Origin of the sequence: Enterococcus avium ATCC 14025 (assembly GCF_000406965.1) — a bacterium.
GTDB lineage: Bacteria > Bacillota > Bacilli > Lactobacillales > Enterococcaceae > Enterococcus_A > Enterococcus_A avium.
In genome coordinates this window covers 31,155-52,022 of sequence record NZ_KE136363.1, presented here as the reverse complement: position 1 = coordinate 52,022, position 20,868 = coordinate 31,155, and the positions used below count along the sequence as shown (strand labels likewise).

The 20,868-nt window shown below is 38.9% G+C and carries 17 protein-coding genes; 4 read left to right on the top strand and 13 right to left on the bottom strand.

The features are described from left to right. The first annotated feature begins 895 nt into the window (after positions 1-895). Entirely contained in the window at positions 896-1,930 is a 1,035-nt protein-coding gene (locus OMU_RS10360) for a hypothetical protein (protein WP_016179862.1), read from the top strand. 277 nt (positions 1,931-2,207) lie between these two features. On the opposite strand, the gene OMU_RS10355 is transcribed toward OMU_RS10360, so the two are convergent. Continuing rightward, on the bottom strand, positions 2,208-2,675 hold the full coding sequence (locus OMU_RS10355) for a PTS sugar transporter subunit IIA (RefSeq protein ID WP_016179861.1): 468 nt from the start codon (positions 2,673-2,675) through the stop codon (positions 2,208-2,210). A 121-nt stretch (positions 2,676-2,796) separates the two neighbouring features. Here OMU_RS10355 and OMU_RS10350 point away from each other — a divergent pair, with 121 nt between their 5' ends. Continuing rightward, the gene (locus OMU_RS10350) at positions 2,797-3,519 is read left to right on the top strand and encodes a MurR/RpiR family transcriptional regulator (RefSeq protein ID WP_016179860.1); all 723 of its coding nucleotides are present in this window, start codon (positions 2,797-2,799) and stop codon (positions 3,517-3,519) included. Here OMU_RS10350 and OMU_RS10345 read toward each other — a convergent pair whose 3' ends face one another. The 4 genes from OMU_RS10345 to OMU_RS10330 form a co-directional block, all read right to left on the bottom strand. Next, a complete protein-coding gene (locus OMU_RS10345; protein WP_016179859.1) occupies positions 3,520-4,896 on the bottom strand; it encodes a gluconokinase in 1,377 nt (458 codons plus the stop codon). Then, positions 4,893-5,144, bottom strand: coding sequence for a hypothetical protein (locus OMU_RS10340; RefSeq protein WP_016179858.1), 252 nt, complete (start codon positions 5,142-5,144; stop codon positions 4,893-4,895). The genes OMU_RS10345 and OMU_RS10340 overlap by 4 nt, the downstream gene beginning before the upstream one ends. Before the next feature lie 219 nt (positions 5,145-5,363). After that, positions 5,364-6,695 (bottom strand): 6-phospho-alpha-glucosidase, encoded by a 1,332-nt coding sequence (locus tag OMU_RS10335; protein ID WP_016179857.1) that lies wholly within the window; start codon positions 6,693-6,695, stop codon positions 5,364-5,366. Positions 6,696-6,697: 2 nt separating this feature from the next. Further along, the gene (locus OMU_RS10330) at positions 6,698-8,311 is read right to left on the bottom strand and encodes a PTS transporter subunit EIIC (protein WP_034877111.1); all 1,614 of its coding nucleotides are present in this window, start codon (positions 8,309-8,311) and stop codon (positions 6,698-6,700) included. A gap of 244 nt (positions 8,312-8,555) precedes the next feature. Between OMU_RS10330 and OMU_RS10325 the strand changes: the two genes are divergently transcribed. Then, positions 8,556-10,001, top strand: coding sequence for an IS1182 family transposase (locus OMU_RS10325; RefSeq protein WP_016179621.1), 1,446 nt, complete (start codon positions 8,556-8,558; stop codon positions 9,999-10,001). A gap of 79 nt (positions 10,002-10,080) precedes the next feature. Here OMU_RS10325 and OMU_RS10320 read toward each other — a convergent pair whose 3' ends face one another. The 8 genes from OMU_RS10320 to OMU_RS10285 form a co-directional block, all read right to left on the bottom strand. Beyond that, positions 10,081-11,163 carry a YncE family protein gene (locus OMU_RS10320; protein WP_016179855.1) on the bottom strand — a complete coding sequence of 361 codons (1,083 nt, stop codon included), beginning with the start codon at positions 11,161-11,163 and terminating at the stop codon, positions 10,081-10,083. A gap of 154 nt (positions 11,164-11,317) precedes the next feature. Next, positions 11,318-12,319, bottom strand: a complete 1,002-nt coding sequence (locus tag OMU_RS10315; protein WP_016179854.1) for a DUF6933 domain-containing protein — start codon at positions 12,317-12,319, stop codon at positions 11,318-11,320. Positions 12,320-12,476: 157 nt separating this feature from the next. Next, complete coding sequence (locus tag OMU_RS10310; RefSeq protein WP_010744532.1) at positions 12,477-12,743, bottom strand: type B 50S ribosomal protein L31; 267 nt, start codon at positions 12,741-12,743, stop codon at positions 12,477-12,479. A gap of 98 nt (positions 12,744-12,841) precedes the next feature. Beyond that, entirely contained in the window at positions 12,842-14,137 is a 1,296-nt protein-coding gene (gene rho, locus OMU_RS10305) for a transcription termination factor Rho (protein ID WP_016179853.1), read from the bottom strand. Beyond that, entirely contained in the window at positions 14,137-15,408 is a 1,272-nt protein-coding gene (gene murA, locus OMU_RS10300) for a UDP-N-acetylglucosamine 1-carboxyvinyltransferase (protein WP_016179852.1), read from the bottom strand. The genes rho and murA overlap by 1 nt, the downstream gene beginning before the upstream one ends. A 319-nt stretch (positions 15,409-15,727) precedes the next feature. After that, the gene (locus OMU_RS10295) at positions 15,728-16,597 is read right to left on the bottom strand and encodes a class II fructose-bisphosphate aldolase (protein ID WP_010744528.1); all 870 of its coding nucleotides are present in this window, start codon (positions 16,595-16,597) and stop codon (positions 15,728-15,730) included. Positions 16,598-16,779: 182 nt separating this feature from the next. Beyond that, positions 16,780-18,390: a CTP synthase gene (gene pyrG, locus OMU_RS10290; RefSeq protein ID WP_016179851.1), complete on the bottom strand. Its 1,611-nt coding sequence runs from the start codon at positions 18,388-18,390 to the stop codon at positions 16,780-16,782. 187 nt (positions 18,391-18,577) lie between these two features. Further along, positions 18,578-19,027, bottom strand: coding sequence for a YueI family protein (locus tag OMU_RS10285; RefSeq protein WP_016179850.1), 450 nt, complete (start codon positions 19,025-19,027; stop codon positions 18,578-18,580). A gap of 199 nt (positions 19,028-19,226) precedes the next feature. Between OMU_RS10285 and OMU_RS10280 the strand changes: the two genes are divergently transcribed. Continuing rightward, positions 19,227-20,861: a SulP family inorganic anion transporter gene (locus tag OMU_RS10280; protein ID WP_016179849.1), complete on the top strand. Its 1,635-nt coding sequence runs from the start codon at positions 19,227-19,229 to the stop codon at positions 20,859-20,861. Positions 20,862-20,868 lie beyond the last annotated feature (7 nt).

Below are 20,868 nucleotides of genomic sequence, written 5' to 3'. Positions count from 1 at the left end.
CCTTCCTTTCTGACGGTGATTTTGACGGCGCATTCTGTTTTGATAGAAAGTGCTTTAAATCAACGATTTCTTTTCTGCAGTAAACTCATTCTTATAAAAACAGCAAAAAAATGCTCCATATATTCATTTTTTTAATATAAAAAAATTTTTTTGCGTTTGACTTCATCAATTACGATTACTATAATTAATTTAAATATAAATAATATATTCGGAAATTAATGTAAATCTCTTTTTTTCTCGTTAGGTAATCTAATCGGAAAAAAGAGTTTTTTTACTGACAAAAGTATAGCAAATAGAAAAGTTAATACCGTTCAATTTTGGCAGGTTTAACAAGCCTAAAATGGACGATTAATAAATCACGCGAATGAATAAAAAAGAGGTTTAAAAAGATAATTGCAACGAGGAAGCGATTTTTTTGGTCTTATGCTCTATTTATCATAAGGGGATCGATTAGAAAAAGATTCGTCCTTATCGATTATTTAACGAGATTATACAGGCTAAATGTAGTCGCCTGCGAAATGATCGTGATCATAGATCGCGATTTCTTAATATTTAGGAAGTTTGACTAAAACAGAAAACAATTGAATGATTTATTCTTCATAATTATTATAACTAAAAAATTAGTAGTGATAAAAAAGCAAATGAACGACGAACACTTTTATCAATTCTCAGTCATATTTCTATCATAGTTATTTTTAGCAATTACAATAAAATCCAACATATCATGAAAATCCTTAAAAACATTATTATTCATAACGTTTAAAATTTTTAAAAGAAAAAAATACTCAAAGAAAGCCTTTTCATATACAGCGTCCAATGTTATTATAATCTCGAAAACATGATACATTAGGAAATAAGCAAATAACAAATCAATCGTAAGTGGAGGAAATCAAGGATGGATACTGTGAAGCTTGGACAAAGGCAGATTTTTGGAATGAAGAATACAAATCTTATGAAACGTGTGGCGAAATACTTTGAACAAACTAAGAATGCTTCACAGGTTGTTGAGTATTTGGTTGCGATTCTTTTGCGAGATGCTTTATGCGTCGGGGATTTTTCACTAGAGTCATTAACAGAGCTTATTCATCAGATTTTTCTTACCACAACACCGAACGATACATTGCGGAAGCACTGTGTCTTTTTTGAGTCGTTCTTTTCACTTGAAGAGTGGCAAAACGTCGTGAATCGTCTGTTTAAAAATAAAAACGAATACCACCAATTTACCAAGGAAACCTGTCTCTATCAAAAATTCCTAGAGAAAAAGAACCGTGAACAGCCAGACTCTTCCGAATACCAGTACACCTTGATATCAAGCTTCAATGATTCAAATGGCAAAAAACATACCTGGACGCTGCGTAATACCAAACGAATCCCTAAACATTTAGAAAATGAAACCGCTAACGTCTTGAAAATCTTAACGAGCTTAACAGTTTTTCAGTCTCCCACTGCTCGTCGCTTTGCTGAATATTTGAATTTTTATAGCCATGAAGGCCGGATTGATGCACAGCATAAAGAGATTCAAGAAGAGGAACTTGTTTCTAAAGAAACTATTGAAGAGTTAACAACCTCAAAAGCTTTGCTTGAAAATGAAAAGCCACAAAAACAAACTGTTGCTGCCTCAACGCCACCTTACGATAATGAAGTTATCACAAAAGTAGAATCCAAATCTCATTTAGCCAAAGAGGCTTTATCAAATTCGCCTTCTAAAGGAGAGAAAACGACAGTCGCCAATAACTCCTCTGCAAAAAAGGCTGCCGAGTATCTCCAGAAAGAAGACACCTCCTACTTACGATACGATAAATCTAAAGGAAAAAGTCACAACGGTCGGGAAAAGAACAAAATAGATAGGGACGCTAAAAAATCTCAAGGAAATAGAGGTAAAGTAGGTTCAAAAAGAAATAAAAATCGAAAAAAAAGGAAAAAGAAATGATTGTAGGGATTTGTGTCGAAGAATTATCGAATAAGTTCCCTTTAATTTTGACGTAGATTTATTTGGTATGTTCAGAAATTGGCTCAGGACATTCATTGCTCGGCATTAACTACCACAAAAAAGCTCCCTCTTCAATAAGAAGCAGCTCTTTGACAGTTCAATTATTTAAAATTGAAAACCAACATTATTCGAGAATCCTTTTTAAAAATTGAAAATGCTTGCTGCCAATCCAACTTTTGCGATTATTGATTCGCAATCGGCAGTTAGGATAACAATATTATTTTATCACCGCAGCGATTTCTCCAACCTGCTTTTCTCCAAGCGATGTCTCTAGCTCTTTGTCTTTCATTTCAGGAAAAACAACGATTACGATATCGTCCTTTTTGTGTTCCGCCAAATAATTTCGATCAATTTGCACCAAAAGATCTCCAGCTTTTACTTTTTGCCCTTCTTGAATAATAGAACTAAATCCGTTACCATTCAATTCCACCGTATCCAGTCCGATATGAATTAAGAGATCCAGCCCATCCTCGGCTTCGATTGTTAATGCATGCAGAGACGGAAAAACTGATTTGATTGTTCCTTTGATTGGTGAATGAATCTTCCCATCAATTGGCTTGACGGCAAAGCCTTCCCCCATCATCTTTTCGCTAAAAACCGGGTCATTTACTTTTTTTAGCTCAACCACCTCCCCATTCACAGGGGTGTAAATTTCACTACTTTTCTTTTTGAATAAACCAAACATTTGTCGAACATCCTTCCTTTATTTTAATTAAATATGATAAAATGACCAATTCTTTTTTTCTTTTTTCTTAGTGTATAATGTCAGAGTAAGGGCTTTATTACTTTCTTTAAGAGGTGGAGAAATGGATCTAGAAATAGTAACTAAAGGTAAACAACTATCGGATAACGATCGGATAATTTTGACTTATTTAGCGTCTCATGTAAATGAACTAGAGGGCGTTTCATTGAGAAAAATTGCTGCGACACTCTATACTTCACCAGCAACGATTGTCCGTCTAGCACAAAAATTAGAATTCTCCGGTTATCTGGAATTATTTTATTTTCTAAAAAATCAATACCAGCCACAAAATCAACTCGTGGAGGCGACTGTCGATATTTCGATTCCAACAGAGAAAATTGCACCTTCAATCCAAGCCATGAAAAAAATCTATCAAGAAAATCAAGGAAAATTTATTACAATTTATGCTACAGGTTTTTCTAGTATCATCGCTGAATATCTTTACAAAAAGCTACTCGTCAATGGAATCAAAACTCTTTTTGTCAGTGCTGCTGATTCTTCAGGGATCATCAACAACAATGCCGATAATATCAGCATGCTGATCGTCATTTCTAAATCAGGCGAGACACAAAAAGTGATCGAAAAAATGCATTTTTCACGAGAACGAATGATTCCGACGATTTTGTTTACTGGCAATAGTCAATCCCGCGCAACAGAATCTGCTACAATTATCTTTGAAGTAGCAGATGAACGTCCCTTAGACAGTCAAAATATTAAATACAATAGTTTTTTCGGCAAGCTGCTATTGTTGATGGAGTATATTGTTCAAGAATTTACTCAAAAATAATTAGATGAAATAATCCTGAGCAAGGTGTTTATAAGCAGCATTTTTTAGCGGATCAGGAAAGAACGTTTCTTGATCCTCCTCAAGCATTCGATTCGGTTGCTCTAACAAATAGTATAACCCATAAATCGGTTCATTTTGTTGTGCGTAATAACAAGTAGTCCCAAAGATGTTTGCCGCTAATTGTCCCAACACAGGAGTTTGAAAAAAACCTCCGCTAACAGATAGTGCTTCTTTTTTTGCCACGAGTTCAACTAACTGACGAATATTCAACAAAACGCCTTCAATTACACTTCGTATCATATCCATTCGGGTATGCTGCAGCGTCAAATCTTGAAATCCCCCTTTGATTTCATTACTCCAATATGGTGCACGCTCCCCATTTAAAAACGGATAAAAGCGTAATCCATTTGCGCCTATCTCTGTTTCTTTCAATAAATCTGGGAGTGCTTCATAGAAGGTTGCGGGATTCTCTGCTAAATGGTTCGCTGCCCAGGCTAAAACGATCCCACCATTATTCGAAGGTGCTCCGCATACCAACAACTCTTTTTTTAAATAGTAGCAGAAATTTTGTTTTTTTCGATCCAAATGAATCGTGTTCGTTATTTGACGAACCGCGGCACTTGTACCAATCGTTAAACTGGCGGAGCGCCCAGTAGAGTAATAGCTGGCATATGCTGCTAACGTACCATCACTGGCACCAACAATCACTTGGATATTTTCAGAAAAGTCAAATAGCTCACGTATCTCCTTCAGCATTGTAAACTTTTGACTCGTATCTGCCAACGTTGCCAACTGCTCTTTTTTTAAACCAAGATAATCGAGAATTTCCCCATTCCATTCCTGTTTTCTCAAATCAAACATTCCCGTAGCAGAAGCTGTCGCATAATCAATCACTGGTTTTCCTGTAAAATAATCCATAACCAGTTCTTTTATACCATACCAATGAGTTTCTGCCGGATATAAATTTTCTTCTTGAAAATAAAGCACCTTGGCAAAAGGAGACATCGCATGGATTGGTGTGCCTGAAATTTCATAAAAATGCGTAGCTAATTTCGTTTGTTTAAAGCGATCTATTGTCTCAGCTGCCTGTAAATCTGACCATAAAAAAATCTGTCTTCTACCATCATCAGGCATGAGACTATGCATCGCTGTGCTAAAACTAAGCTTGGTGATTTCTCGCCGTACGTTTAACGGCATCGCTAAAATTCCTGCCTGCAAAATCGCTAAAAGCTCATTTCCGTCTTGATACTTTATCCGATCATCTCCATAGGTTTGAAGCGGCAAATCGCTTGAATACAGCAACTTACTCTCTTGAATCACACCTAGCTTAATAGCGGTAGTTCCAATATCTATTCCTAAAAATACTGACAAAATCATTCATCCTTTACAAAGGCGTTTCCGCCAAAATGACTGTGCAATAATGCAACAAGCTTCTCACTTATCTTATCACAATCCTCCGAAGCAAAGCGCATCATAAGTGGTTGAGTAATTATTGGTACGTTTACTTTTAACCGTAGCACTTCCTCCGCTGTCCACTTTCCTTCGCCAGAAGATGGGATAATTTCTGTAATCTTCTCTATATCAACAGGTTCGCGATAGATTTTTCGATTAATTCCATTAGCCAAGAACGAATGCCTGACCCCTGATAAAAAACTTGAGCAATCTCTGCAAGCTCATTGTCATATAGACTGTGCCTGATGGTGATGTTGCAATAAATTCTTCAGTAATCCCCATTTTACCCTAATCAGTCATCTTGATTTCCATTTTGAATCCTCCTTAAATTCTTTAAAAAAAGGATTGTAACAGCAACGTACTCAATAGACGTTACTGCTACATCCTTATCATTAATATAATTCTGGCCAAGTATCGCCGTTTTCGGCAATCAAATCATCGAGTAAATCTTTGGCAACCTTTGCGCTAGGAACAGTCTTAGATAACGTTAGTGCCTGCCACATTTTTTGATAGCTGTTTTCTACATAGGCCTCAACAACTAATTTTTCAACAGTAACCTGTTGGAACATTAAAGCTTGTTGAAAAGCTGGAATTTGTCCTTGAGCCAATGCTTCTGGCCCATCCGTTCCAACAATACAAGGCACCTCTACCATCGCATCATCTGGGAAATTGGCGATCGCGCCGTTATTCTCAACGATCATCACCATCCGTTCATGAGTATTGAAAGCAATCGCGCGGGCTAGATCAACGATAAATGTTGCATGGGCATCAATATCAAACGCGATTCCTTCCGCGGATTGACTCGCGATAATTTGTCGCGCATGATCGAAGACATTTTTTTCTCTTCCTTCCATCACTTCATTGGCACGAGTAAAATCGGGATGATCCTTCATATGCTCAAAGACATAATCAGGATACAAATAATATTTCAAATAGGTATTCGGTAAGTATGCTGGCGTAACCGCTAAAATATCTTTAGCCTTTTTGTGGGTCTCCTGCCAGCTAGGATCTGTATGTTGTGTGTCTACTTCGATTTGAGTCAAATAGCCATGTTCAGAAACATATTTTCGAATCTGATCAAGATACTCATGTCCTTCTTTATCTTTCACGCTAGTCCACCAACCAAAATGATTCAATCCGAAATAGCGAACTTCTAGTTCCTCTGGTTTCTTGCCAATAATTTGTGACATCCGACGTAGTGTTCCTACCGGCATATCACAAATATTCAAGACTTTTGAATCAGGTCTTAACACACGACACGCCTCTGCCACAATAGCGGCTGGATTAGAGTAATTCAACATCCAGCATTCCGGCGAATATTTTTCCATGTAATCAATAATTTCCAGCATTCCGGTAATACTGCGCATACCATAAGCGATTCCGCCAGGTCCGCAAGTCTCTTGACCGAAAACGCCATGCCGCAATGGAACCTTTTCATCCTTCTCACGCATCGCATACTTTCCTACACGAATGTGAGCCATACAAAAATCGACATCCGTGAAAGCAACCTCTGGATCAGTCGTATATAAGAAGTCAATCTCCGGTGCCTGCTCCTTTAATAGAATCTCTAAAGCTTCACCAAGAATTCCTTGTCGATCTCCGTCATTATCATATAGCTTCAATGTTCGTAAAGGAAAACGTTCCAAATTATCTAACATCATCATGACGATTCCTGGAGTAAAGGTACTCCCACCGCCGGCAATCACTACTGAAAATTTTTTCATCACTATTCGTCTCCTCCATTGTCTCTGCCTAAATATTTTTCAAGTTTCTCTCGGATCTGCGGGACTGTTAACCCGTAAACCACGTGGACATTTTCGCCATTGCTGATGACCCCTTTTGCTTGGGTCTGATTTTTTAATAAGCCCTCATTCACTAACCCTGGTTTTTCCAGCTTCAATCTCAGACGAGTGTAACAATTATCAATCGTCTTAATATTTTCTGCCCCGCCTAATCCTTCCACAATCTTCCCTGATAACTCGTCATCTGATGTGGGAGCGACTAATCCACCATCAGCTGGAACCGAGGATTTTTTCTCGTTATAATCCTTTTTCGAATACAGCTTGGTCTCCTGATCCTCGTCTTCACGTCCAACAGTTTTAAAGTTGAATTTAACGATCAAGAATCGGAAAATGAAGTAATAAATGAAGAAGAAAGCAACTCCTACTAAAAGATAGATCGGCCAACGTGTCTTCTCTGTACCTAATGGAATGTTATAAAGTAAAAAGTCGATAAACCCATTAGGACCAATCGCCCGCGAGCCAAGGATATTTAATGCCACCATACTTAATCCGCTCAATGCTGAGTGAATGACGAACAACGCCGGTGCCACAAACATAAACGAAAACTCAATAGGTTCAGTTACTCCAGCCACAAACGAAGTGACTACTGCTGGAATCAGAATGGCTTTCACCTTGATCTTATTCTCTGGCTTAGCCGTTTGATACATCGCTAGACAAGCCCCGATCAAGCCAAACATTTTCGAAATCCCACGAGCATCCCAGATGACACTTTGGGATAACACTCTCACAGCTGGATCAGCAATTTCGGCGAAATAAATATTTCGTGCGCCTTCAAAGACCTGACCGCCGACTTCTGCCACACCGCCAAGTGAGGTGTACAGAAATGGTGTATAAATCAAATGATGCAACCCGGTTGGAATCAATAATCGTTCCAACGAACCGTATAGGAATATCCCAAAGTTACCTGTCTTTTGAATCACTCCGCCTAAGCCGTCAATTCCCTGCTGAATGACGGGCCAGATAAATGAAAGTAAAATAGCTGCCAATACCAATACTGGAATCAATACGATAAAAACAAAACGAGCACCGCCATAAACTTGAAAGGCATTATTAAAGGTCGTATCAATAAAACGATTGTGGATCAAGGCAACAACAATACCTAGAATAATTCCTAGAAAAACGCCCATATCCAACACTTGTACTCCTAAGACTAATGCCTGTCCCGATCCTTGTAATTGATCTGGTGCGACTAGCATATCTCTTAATTCCATAAATTTGTTCATTGCATATAAGAAAACTAGATACCCAAGTAATGCAGTAAACGCAGCTTCCGCTTTTTTCTTATTGGCTAATCCTAGAGCAATTCCTACACAAAAAATCACTCCAAGATTTGTTAACACTGGCAGCAAAGCTGCGGACAAGATACTACCGAATCCCATTGTGATCGGATTATCTAAAAAGCCAAATTTCTCGATCAAACGCGGATTCGTAAAAACGTTTCCAATCGCAATTAAAATACCGGCGATCGGTAAGATCAACACAGGAACAAACATGGCTTTTGAAAACTTTTGCATGCTATCCATGATTTTCGCTTTCATCATTCTATCTCCTTTGTTTTATGATGTGTTCAGTATACGAGGCACTTTTCTAAAAATAAACAGATACCGCTTACAACTCAACTCGTTTCACGATTTGAAACACGTTTCATGATTAGGGCGTATTAAAAAAGAGTTTCCAAGATAGGAAACTCCCAGACTGTAGACAAAGTCCATTTTATGGATGATGTCTACAGTCTTTTCTTTTATAATAGATTTATGAAAACGAATGCAAGGAGTGATAGTTATGATGTCTAAAAACAATACGAATGGTAGAAATCAATTTGCGATGCTTACGATTGATGATCTAGTTCCTCAAGATCATCTCGTTCGAAAGATTGATGCCGCGCTTGATTTTGAATTTATTTATCCAATCGTCGAAGCCACTTACTCCGATTTAGGTCGCCCAAGTATCGATCCAGTGATTCTGATCAAATTGGTGTTTATTCAGTATTTATTCGGTATCCGTTCCATGCGACAAACCATTAAGGAAGTCGATACCAATGTCGCTTACCGCTGGTTTTTAGGCTATTCCTTCGAGGAGAAAATCCCCCATTTCTCAACTTTTGGAAAGAATTATGTCCGCCGATTTAGAGAAACGACGGTGTTTGAGGATATTTTTGCCTATATTTTAGAACAAGCAGTTAAAGCAGGTTTTGTAACAGAGGATAATTTGTATCTTGATTCTACCCACATCAAAGCTAACGCCAATAAACATAAGTTTACGAAAGAAATGACCCATGATGAAGCGAAAGCCTATCAGGATGAATTAGAAGATGAGATCAATCGTCAACGAATAGAGGCCGGAAAACGCCCTTTTACTTTGGACTTAGAAAAGGAAGTGAAGCTGAAAGAAAGAAAAATAAGTAAGGCTGATCCGGAAAGCGGCTACTACGTCAAAGGCGAACGAGAAAAACAATTTGCTTATTCTGCCCATACTTCATGCGACGACAACGGATTTATTCTTAGCACAATCATCACTCCTGGAAATATTCATGACAGTCAAGTCGCCTTTCAGCTCGTCAAACAATCGAAGAGACTTTTTCCTGAAATCAACTGTGTTGTCGCTGATGCTGGGTATAAGACACCTAAGTTTGTTCACTTTTTGACTCATTTGAACCTTCGACCTTGTTTGCCTTATTCAAGGCCCAAAGGGAAAAAGGGGGTATTATCAAAAAACGAGTTTCTCTATGACGAGTATTATGATTGTTACATTTGTCCGCAAGATCAAATGCTCGCTTTTTCAACGGTTAATCGAGAAGGGTACCGAGAATACAAATCCAATCCAAAAGAATGTGTGAACTGTCCTCTGCTAAACCAATGTACCAAAAGTAAAAATCATCAACGAGTCATCACGAGACATGTTTGGGGAGATCTGATGGATGAAGTGGAACATCTTCGCCTAACGGATCTGAATAAATCAATTTACAAAAAACGGAAACAAACGATTGAACGAATATTTGCGGATGCAAAAGAAAAGCATGGGATGCGTTGGACCAAGTATCGAGGCTTGGAAAAAGTCGCGACGCATACGATGCTAGTGTTTGCTGCAATGAATTTAAAGAAATTAGCCACCTGGCTATGGAAAGGCAAGGAGCCTTTATTTTTTTGTTCAAAATTTCGAAAGAAATCAGATAAAAAGACGTCTCAAACTCAAATTACGAGTTCGAGACGTCTTTTGTCTACAGTCTGAGAGTTTCCAAGATAGGAAACTCCAGATAACTTTGGCTTTCAGATACGTTAATAAAAAGGAAGCTTTGTCCAGCAGCAAGCTATTTAGAAAGTAACTCCTTGATCGTTAATTGGATAACGTGATCAACTAATACTGGATTTCTCGTTCGGTAAGGCCACGCCCCACCTTCAAAAAGTGTATACAGCTGATCATCTACCGCTGTAATTTGTTCGACATACGGCGGTGTATCGATGGAAAATTCTGCATCCTTAAACGAGAAAAATTTATCCACTTTATCCAGGTTAAAGAAGTAAATTTTACCTGGACGATCAGGTCCCCAAGACTGAGACATCAATAAATAATCTTGATAAAAAGTCAAGCCTTGAATCATATCCAGCGTTTTCCACGAACCCAAAGAACGAGCAAATTGCGATGCAGGAACAGGTGTTACGCCTGAATGCACCCTTTCTCCTTGATCAAAACTAGAGATCTTTTCATGTGAAGCAATCGTTAAATCTCCCTGATCGTTTAACCGATAAGTCGCCATGCGTCCATATTCATTCAAAGTAAAATAGCCAACAACCAAAACACCAGATGTATACGTCAGCGCAGAAGCATGAGACACTTCTTTTAATGCTAGTTGCTGATGGTATGAAATGACACTGTCCTTTTTAAGCTGATAGTCTTCTAACTCCTTCAAATCAATGGACGCCAGACCGGCAAGCGGTCCACCAGTTGTGACCCACACTCGTTTATGCTTTGGATCATAGGCTATCCCGCCAAGATGCGGCCGTCCCGGCAAGACGACTGTCTTAATATAACGATGGGTTTGACGATCTAATACGTAGATTACGGAATGATCCTGATGATCGTGACTGTATGCTGAAATCAATAAATATTTTTCTGTCACGGCTATTCCCTGCGGTGTCATTGTACGACTATTAACAATCCCATTCGTTCCCAGATTAAGTGATTTCGTCTCATATAGTCCTGGAATCTTATACATACCAAAATCAGTATTCTCCTCTTTGTCAGAAAATGCCGCCTGATAAAAATGAGGATAGCGCTCAAGCGCTTCCTTCTGCTGCTCGATAGTCAGTCCCTGATGCGCGGCTTCTACTTTTACAGAAAAAAGCGAAAAAAGACACAACAAAACAATAATCCCGCAACTCTTCTTATACATTTTCATTCCACCTGATTTCATCGATAGATTATTCTACTAACCAAACATATCAAAATTTTTCCTATTCAACAATTAATCTGACATAGGATTAACCAGCAAAAAAATAAGCCTAAGAAGAACTCGCTTTTCTTCTTAGACTTATAAAATTTATAGACTAATACCAATCATCCATCATTTCTAGTGTCATGATCCCATCATCCACGCCAATTTCGAGTTGCTCTCGAATCTCCGGCATAGCTGATTCATTCACTTCCCCAGCTGCAATCAAAAATTGATAGAACTTCTTCATAGATGAGCCGGCCTTCTTAACCGCACTTTCACTGATCCAGACATTTTTTCTAGCTCCCCAACTAAAGAAGTCGCTAATCACCTCAAAATTAGATACTGCTAAATCATAGCCATAAAAAATTAAATACCCGCTGAGATAATCTTCAATATTGGTTAGATGCTTATTTACGGTCTTCTTTGTTAATTTTTCATGCTGTTCAAGGTATTGTTGAAACGCTGCAAGAATCAAGCGATTGTTTGCCAACGCCGAATCATATTCTTCATCAGAAAAATCAACTATTTTGAAGTCAGCTAGACTTTTCCAATTTTTTTCTACCACATATTTTTTCTCTACATCTTCTTGCGAAACATCGTGAAGAACTAAGGGCTTCTTAAAAACTTCTCGTAAATTATCTAGCGGAAACTCACTTTTATAAGAAGAATCTGCTAAGTAAAGACTATGCTTAACATCCACCAATATATCCAAATTAAACGTTCCATGATATTCCATGGATGTGATCATGTTATTAATGATTCCAGTAATCACACGATTATATCCGGCACTTACCTCTATATCACCAGCCAAATCAAGATATTCAGCAATTTTTGTCTGAGGAATTCCAGCAGTCTGGAATACTTCTTCGATTGCTGCGGGAATAATTTTCCCTAACTGCTTCTTAGTTTGAGCGTCGATTCCGATTAATACAATCGGAAAATACGTCAAATCATTAACCAATAATAAAACTTTCTTTCGTTTAACATTGAAGTAATTGGCATGCCAAGAAAAAAGCGGGTTCTTATCTGAAAAACTTCTCGCCCGTTTTTTATCCGCCACTTCAGGTAGCTGATTAAATAAAGGTAATGCCTTCTTCGATGAATTGATAATCATTTTCGCACCTCGCCTAATCATTTTAAACGTTCATTAAACACAGTACCAGTATAACAAAAATAATCTTTGAGGTATTCCAACAAATCAATTTTTTTGAATACACAAAAAACGAGCTCCCAATATAGAAAGCTCGCTAAAGTCTGTTTGAACAGAATTTTTATTTTTCCTCTGCGTTGGCGTCTTTGAGACCGTATTTCTTGTTGAAACGATCGACACGTCCATCTGCTTGAGTGAATTTTTGACGTCCAGTATAGAATGGATGAGAGTCTGAAGTAACTTCGACACGGATTACTGGGTAAGTGTTTCCGTCTTCCCATTCAACTGTTTCTTGTGAAGTTTTAGTAGAACCTGACAAGAATTTGAAACCTGTAGTTGAGTCCATAAACACAACTGGATGATATTCTGGATGAATTCCTTGTTTCATAGTTTTTTCGCTCCTTTGCCCTGAATCATTTGCTGGTTCAGAGTTATTTTTGCAATTTGCAACATGAATATACTATCATGAATGATTCGACAATGCAATTATCTTTTTTGATTTCTTCGCACGGTTTTTCCCCCGAATGAAACATCTTTGAAAGCTTTGAAAACTTGGTCGTTATTCTTTGTCTTTTTCAAGAAATTAACAAATTGTGACGTATATTCTAAGGAGTCGCCAGTCATATTATTACGTAGCTTAAAGATTTCCTCCAAACGAGATGGTGCCATTAATAATTCTTCTTTACGTGTACCTGATTTCTTGATGTCAATGGCAGGGAAGATTCGACGTTCGGATAATTCTCGAGATAATTGTAATTCTAGGTTCCCGGTTCCCTTGAACTCTTCATAGATGACATCATCCATCCGGCTACCGGTATCAACTAACGCAGTTGCTAAAATCGTTAAACTTCCGCCTTCTTCAATATTACGAGCGGCACCAAAGAATTTCTTTGGCTTATATAACGCAGCTGGATCGATCCCGCCGCTTAATGTCCGACCGCTTGGGGGAACGACTAAGTTATAAGCACGAGCCAACCGAGTGATACTATCCATCAAAATGACTACATCACGCTTATCTTCGACTAAACGCATCGCGCGTTCTAAAACTAATTCGGATACCCGAGTATGATTTTGTGGCTGTTGATCAAAGGTTGAATAAACCACATCGCCCTTCACGCTGCGTTCTAAGTCCGTCACTTCTTCTGGACGTTCGTCAATTAAGAGAACAATCAGTTCCACATCGGGATAGTTATCAGTAATACCATTGGCGATTTCTTTCAGGATTGTTGTTTTTCCGGCTTTAGGCGGTGCAACGATTAAGCCACGTTGACCAAATCCTACCGGTGAGAAGATGTCGATCATTCGTGTAGACAAACGACCGGGAGTTGTTTCTAAAACTAATTGTTTCTCAGGATAAAGAGCTGTTAATGCAGGAAAATGCGGACGTTCTTTGGCTTCTTCTGGATCTTTACCATTAACACTTTCCACATGCATCAAACCATAATAACGCTCTGATTCTTTTGGCGGACGAGCTTTTCCCGCCACTTTGTCTCCGTTTCGCAAACCAAAACGACGAATCTGTGAGGAAGAAATATAGATATCTTCCGCACTTGATCCATAATTGATCGGACGCAAAAAGCCGTAACCGTCTTGTCCAACAATATCCAAGACACCTTCCATATAAAAGAAGCCTTGTTTTTCTGCCTGTGCTCGAATCACAGCCAGCGATAATTCCTTTTTGTTCATTTGACTATAATAAGGAATTTTAAAGTCTTTTGCATAAGCATAAATTTCTTTTAGCGTCTTGTTTTCAAGTTCCGCCATTGTTAAATAATCGCTCATTATTCCGCCTCTTCCTCGTCGATCATTTCGATAGTAGCACCAAGAGCTGTCAGTTTTTCAATAATATGATCATAGCCTCGTAAAATGTATTCTACATTAAAAATCGTGGTTTTGCCTTCTGCCATTAATCCAGCGATAACTAAACAAGCACCTGCACGTAAATCAGAAGCTACTACTTCTGCACCATGTAATTTGTTCGAGCCATTTAATACGATCAAGTTGCCTTCCACGCGAGCATCAGCGCCCATGCGGACTAATTCTGGTATATGATTTACCCGTTTTGAATAAATCGTATCAACGATTTCAGCTGTCCCTTGGGCTTTTAATAATAGCGGTGTGATTGGCTGCTGCAAGTCCGTTGCAAAGCCTGGGTATGGAGATGTTGTGACATCGACCGTTTTTAAGTTCTTAGACGGCAGCACTTCAATACTGTCTTCTGAGATATTCATTTCCACACCAATTTCTTCTAGTTTTGCGATAAAGCTTTCGATGTGCTCATAGATCACATTATGAACAGTTACCCCTTCGCCCATCGCAGCAGCCAAGGCCAAATAAGTCCCTGCTTCGATCCGGTCAGGAATGATTGAATGGACACAGCCATGCAATTCCTCGACTCCTTCGATTCGAATCTCGTCCGTACCAGCACCGCGAATCTTCGCACCCATATTATTCAATAATGTTGCAACATCAATAATTTCAGGTTCTTTGGCAGCATTTTCGATAATCGTTTTGCCTTTAGCTTTTACCGCAGCAAGCATCACATTGATCGTCGCACCAATGGAAACCACATCCATAAAGATACGATCCCCACTTAAGCCGTCTTCATCTGTTCGCAAATAGATCACGCCATGTTCATTCGAAACTTCCGCACCTAAACTCTCAAATCCTTTGATATGCAGGTCAATCGGACGAGGTCCTAGGAAACATCCACCTGGTAAGCCGACAACTGCTTCACCGAATTTGCCCAATAAAGCACCCATGAAATAATAAGAAGCACGCAATGAATTGATTTTGCCGCTTGGCATCGGGATTGAAACAACATTGCTTGGATCAATCACCATTCGATTATCTTCAAAAGACACTTTTGCTCCCATAATCTCTAAAATCTCGATCAAGGAATGCACGTCTTGAATGTCTGGAACACCTTCTAAAGTTACTGGCGAATCCGCCATAATTGCTGCTGGAATTAATGCGACCGCGCTGTTTTTCGCGCCGCTGATTGTAATATTACCTGATAATGGCTTTCCACCATGAATTTCGATTTTTCTCATTTATTTTCACCTAATTAATTATTTTGAAGTTTATAGACCATTATCCATTCTAGCATATTATTGCCTGTATAAAAAGGAAGCTTTCTCAAATCTCACAAGAAAATAAGCAGCTTTTTCATGCTTCAATTAGATTCGGATATCAGGTAGCTATTTTTTATCTCCAAGCATTCTTACTTCGGTGAAATTATTTGTATTTTTAAAATTTTTAGTTTTTTAACTACTTACAAAAGCAGTAGAGAACTTCTCCGTGAAAACCTTCAATAAATTGATTGTACAAAAAAAGCCTCGGAACAGTTGCTCCGAGACTAAAAGAATCTAATTAAGCTTTGTTAGCTGAACCAAACCAGTCAATATGTTCTTCAGCATCTTTAACGATTGCAGCAACACCTGGTGCTAACAATTTACGAGGGTCAAAGCCTTTTCCTTCTTTATCTTTGCCAGCTTCGATGTATTCACGAGTTGCTTTAGCAAATGATAATTGGAATTCAGTGTTAACGTTGACTTTAGAAACACCCATTGAGATTGCTTTTTGGATTTGTTCTTGAGGAATACCTGATCCACCGTGTAATACTAAAGGAACATCGTTACCTACAGCATCAGCGATCGCTTGTAAGTGGTCAAATGCAAGACCTTTCCAGTTTTCAGGGTATACACCATGAATGTTACCGATACCGCATGCTAAGTAGTCGATACCTGTAGCAACCATTTGTACACATTCGTCGATGTCAGCTAATTCACCAGCACCGATGATTCCGTCTTCTTCACCACCGATTGAACCAACTTCACACTCAACAGAGATACCTTTAGCGTGAGCTTTTTCAACAACGTCTTTAGCCAATTTCAAGTTTTCTTCAAATGGAAGATGAGAACCATCAAACATGATTGAAGTGTAGCCAACTTCGATACATTCTAAAGCAGCTTCATAGTCACCATGGTCTAAGTGGATTGCAACTGGTACAGTGATACCCATTGAGTCTACTAAATCAGTGATGATGTCTTTAGCAACTTTGTATCCGCCCATGTATTTTGCTGCGCCCATTGAAGTTTGGATAAGAACGGGTGCTTTTTTAGCTTCTGCAGCCTTTAGAATTGCTTGAGTCCATTCTAAATTGTTTGTGTTGAATCCACCAACTGCATATCCGCCTTTACGTGCAGCTTTTAAGAATTCTGCTCCTGATACTACTGGCATAAAAAATTCCTCCTAAGGTTTTTTACTATTTGGTTAAGCCATGCTTAACTAACGTGTTAATTCTATCAAAGTTTTCCCATCTTTGCTACTGCTAACCATCCGATAAAACCTTTACATTTCAACTTTTTTGCTTTTTTAATATAAAAAAACTGAAAGGCGTCTATGCCTTTCAGTCAAAATTACTATTTTGCTTCTTTACTTTCCAATGACGCACCTACGAAGGCTTTGATCAATGGTTGAGGACGATTTGGACGAGAGATCAATTCAGGATGGAATTGACAGCCCACGAAGAATTTATTTTCTGGAATTTCAACAATTTCAACCAAACGATTGTCAGGAGAAACTCCTGAGAAAACGAGTCCCTTGTCTTCAAATAATTGACGGTATTGGTTGTTGAACTCATAACGATGACGGTGACGTTCTTGAATCACCTCTTCGTTTCCATACGCAGCAGCAGTTTTGCTGCCTTTTTTCAATTTACATGGATACAAACCAAGACGTAACGTTCCACCTAAGTTTTCAACGTTTTCTTGATCCGCCATCAAATCGATAATATTGTTTGGTGTGTCTGGCACTGTTTCTGCTGAATCCGCTTGTTCCAAGCCAGCCACATTGCGGGCAAATTCTACACATGCCATTTGCATCCCTAGACAAATTCCTAAGAATGGCACATCATTTTCACGAGCATAACGAATCGCTTCGATTTTCCCTTCGATCCCACGATCGCCAAATCCGCCAGGAACCAAGATACCATCCGCATCGCCTAGCACTTCCGCAACATTTTCTCGTGTAACATCTTGAGATTGAATCCATTCCACTTCGATATCTGAATCATAAGCAAAACCAGAATGTTTTAATGCTTCAACTACGGAGATGTAAGCATCTGGCAGTTCCACATATTTCCCAACTAAAGCAATTTTGACCTTCTTCTTAAGGTTCAGAACTTTTTCTTCCAATGCACGCCATTCCGTCATATCAGCTACAGGTGCATCGATTTTTAAATGATCACAAACGATTTGATCCATTCCTTGTGCTTGTAACGCTAAAGGAATAGAATAAAGAGTTTCAACATCGCGAGATTCAATCACTGCTTCTGGCGCTACATCACAGAATTGAGCCAATTTATTCTTGGTACTTTGAGAAACCGGTGATTCTGTACGGACAACTAAAATATTTGGTTGGATTCCCAAACCACGTAACTCTTTTACGCTGTGTTGTGTCGGTTTGGTTTTCATTTCACCCGCTGCTTTTAAGTAAGGGATCAATGTAGTATGGATATACATTACATTATCCGCGCCAACTTCTGCTTTCATTTGGCGCAACGCTTCTAAGAATGGCAAGGATTCGATATCCCCAACCGTTCCGCCGACTTCCGTTATGATCACGTCTGAGTCTGTCATCTTCGCCGCACGCATGATTTTTGATTTAATTTCATTGGTGATATGGGGGATTACTTGGACAGTTGCCCCTAAGTATTCACCTTTACGTTCTTTGCGAATAACCTCTGAATAGATTTTTCCTGTCGTTACGTTGGAGTATTGATTTAAGTTGATGTCGATAAAACGTTCATAGTGACCTAAGTCTAAGTCCGTTTCAGCACCATCATCTGTTACAAAAACTTCTCCGTGTTGGTATGGACTCATCGTACCCGGATCGACATTGATATATGGATCGAATTTTTGAATCGTCACTTTCAATCCTCGATTTTTAAGCAAACGACCTAAAGATGCTGCTACGATCCCTTTACCTATTGATGAAACTACGCCGCCAGTTACAAAAATATACTTTGTCATAAATGAAAAAACTCCTTCATACTAATTTGCAGGAAACGTCTAGAAAAAACAAAGAAAGCTCCCTATCCAATCGAATAGGGAGCTTTGAATTCACTAAACACTTGACCCTACTAAAAGGGTGCCCAAGCAATATAATAGCGACACTTCGAGAAAATGTCAACTGTAATTTTTCGTTGCTTACAGTTATTTAATCAAACAATCTACCGAAAAAGCTCTTCTTTGGCTTTGTTTCAACTGTTTCATTGTCATTTTGAGACGAATATTTTTCTTCGATGTCGATAATTTCTTGATTCACCGCATGATCGGTCACTAATAATACCCCAATACTTTCTTCCGAATCTACGGTAGCATCATTAACGATCGTGAAGTCAACAGAATTTTTAGAAGCTAGAGCAATAAACTCATTCTGTAAATTCCCATCAACTGCCCCATTTATCAACAGCTTTCCTTCAGGATACTTTTGGATTTCCGAAATCAGGTGCTCGCGATCCTGTTGATTTCTCATCTCTTTTATCGTCATACTTGCAAAACAACGTTCACGAAATGTCCCCAAATATTTTCTTTGTTCGTCTGGATTCACGCGTGCCGCGCCAAAACGACCTTTGTCTAAATGCTGCTGTAATTCATCTTTTGCCATCTTTCTCACTTCCTCATAGATCTCTCTTTTGAATCTAGTATATCAAAGTACCATGAAAAATGCTGAATCTCTGCAAAAAAGCGCTACCTGCTTTAAAAATGATAAAAAAACCATTGTGCTTTTATTGCTACTATTTTATAGTAAAAGAGGTGTTTAAATCTTTACTAAAGCCCGTTGTTTAACGGGCTTTTATCGTATTTTGAAAAAGGAGTGTTTTAAGATTAAGCGTTATAAAAATTTATTACAACAGGAGTTTCGCCATTATTCCAAGGCGAAGCTTCAAAAGGACCTATTAGCGGGATTAACTGTCGCTGCTGTAGCACTACCGCTTGCATTGGCTTTTGGAGTTTCTAGCGGAGCCGATGCGGCAGCCGGGATGATCACAGCCATTATCGCAGGAATTGTGATCGGCAGTCTTTCCGGGGGCTTTTACCAAATTTCTGGACCAACAGGCGCTATGGCCGCCATTCTCATGGGGATTATTGCTACCCAGGGTTTAGCTGGTGTCTTAGTTGCTACTTTTATTGCAGGTGCCATTTTATTGATTGCAGGCTTATTCAAGCTGGGAAATCTCACCTCCTTCATTCCTTCACCTGTTATCACAGGTTTTACTTCAGGAATTGCTATCATTATTGCTCTAGGACAAATTGATAACTTTTTCGGTACGACCTCCGTTGGAGATAGTGCTTTAGCAAAATTGATGAGCTATCGCTTTAATTTTACGCCAGATTTACCGACTCTTCTATTGGGCATCATCGTTTTGTTATTCTTAGTTTTTTATCCCAAGAAATGGAGCCAATTTTTACCAGCGTCACTCGTTGCAATTATTTTAGCCACATTTGCTTCTATTCTTTTCCAGCTTCCTGTTGCAAAGGTCGGGAAAATTCCGACATCCTTATTAACAGGAGAACGGCTCCATATAGCAACGCTTAACTTCTCTCTGATCAAACAATTATTCTTCCCTGCTGTCAGTATCGCGATGCTGGGTATGATCGAAAGCTTGCTTTGCGGTGCCTCTGCTGGTCGCATGACAGGCAAAGATCTCGACAGTAATCAAGAACTGATCGCTCAAGGAATCGGCAATATGATTCTACCTTTTTTCGGTGGTATACCAGCAACAGCGGCAATTGCAAGAACCAGTGTCGCGATAAAATCAGGCGCTCAGACACGTTTGGCAGGAATTTTCCATGCACTTTTTCTATTTCTTTCTATGATCATTTTTGCTCCGATCATGTCCCAAATTCCTATGGCAGCTCTTGCCAGTGTTCTACTGATAACCAGCTGGCGAATGCATGAATGGACGACGATAAAAACGATGATTCAGCAAAAAAATCGAACAGCCATCCTTTTGTTTTTTGTAACAATGCTTAGTACGATTATCTTTGATTTGAGCATCGCGATTGTCATCGGTGTTATTTGCGGATGCATTTTCTTTATTGCAAAAAGTGCTCGAATTTCTATCGTCACTGAAGAAATTGATTGGCAAAGAATGGCACTGCCTCATTCTGATGTAAGCTCTGATTGGGCAGTCATCTACATCACCGGGCCATTATTCTTCATGTCTGCGAGTCAATTGAAACAAGAGTTAGACCAAGTGGTGGACAAAGAAGGAATCATCTTTTCCCTTCGCGGAGTACCAAGTATCGATGTAACAGCCCTTGACACATTTGCTGATTATTTCTCTGTAGCACGATTGAAAAACCAAAAACTGGTCTTCACTTCCATGCAGCCTGAAGTAGAAAAGCAATTCCAGCAGTTATGGGAGAAACAAACCAATTGCCCCATTCAACACCCAACTGTTGCACATGCACTTCAAGCATTGCATCAAGAGTAAATAAAAA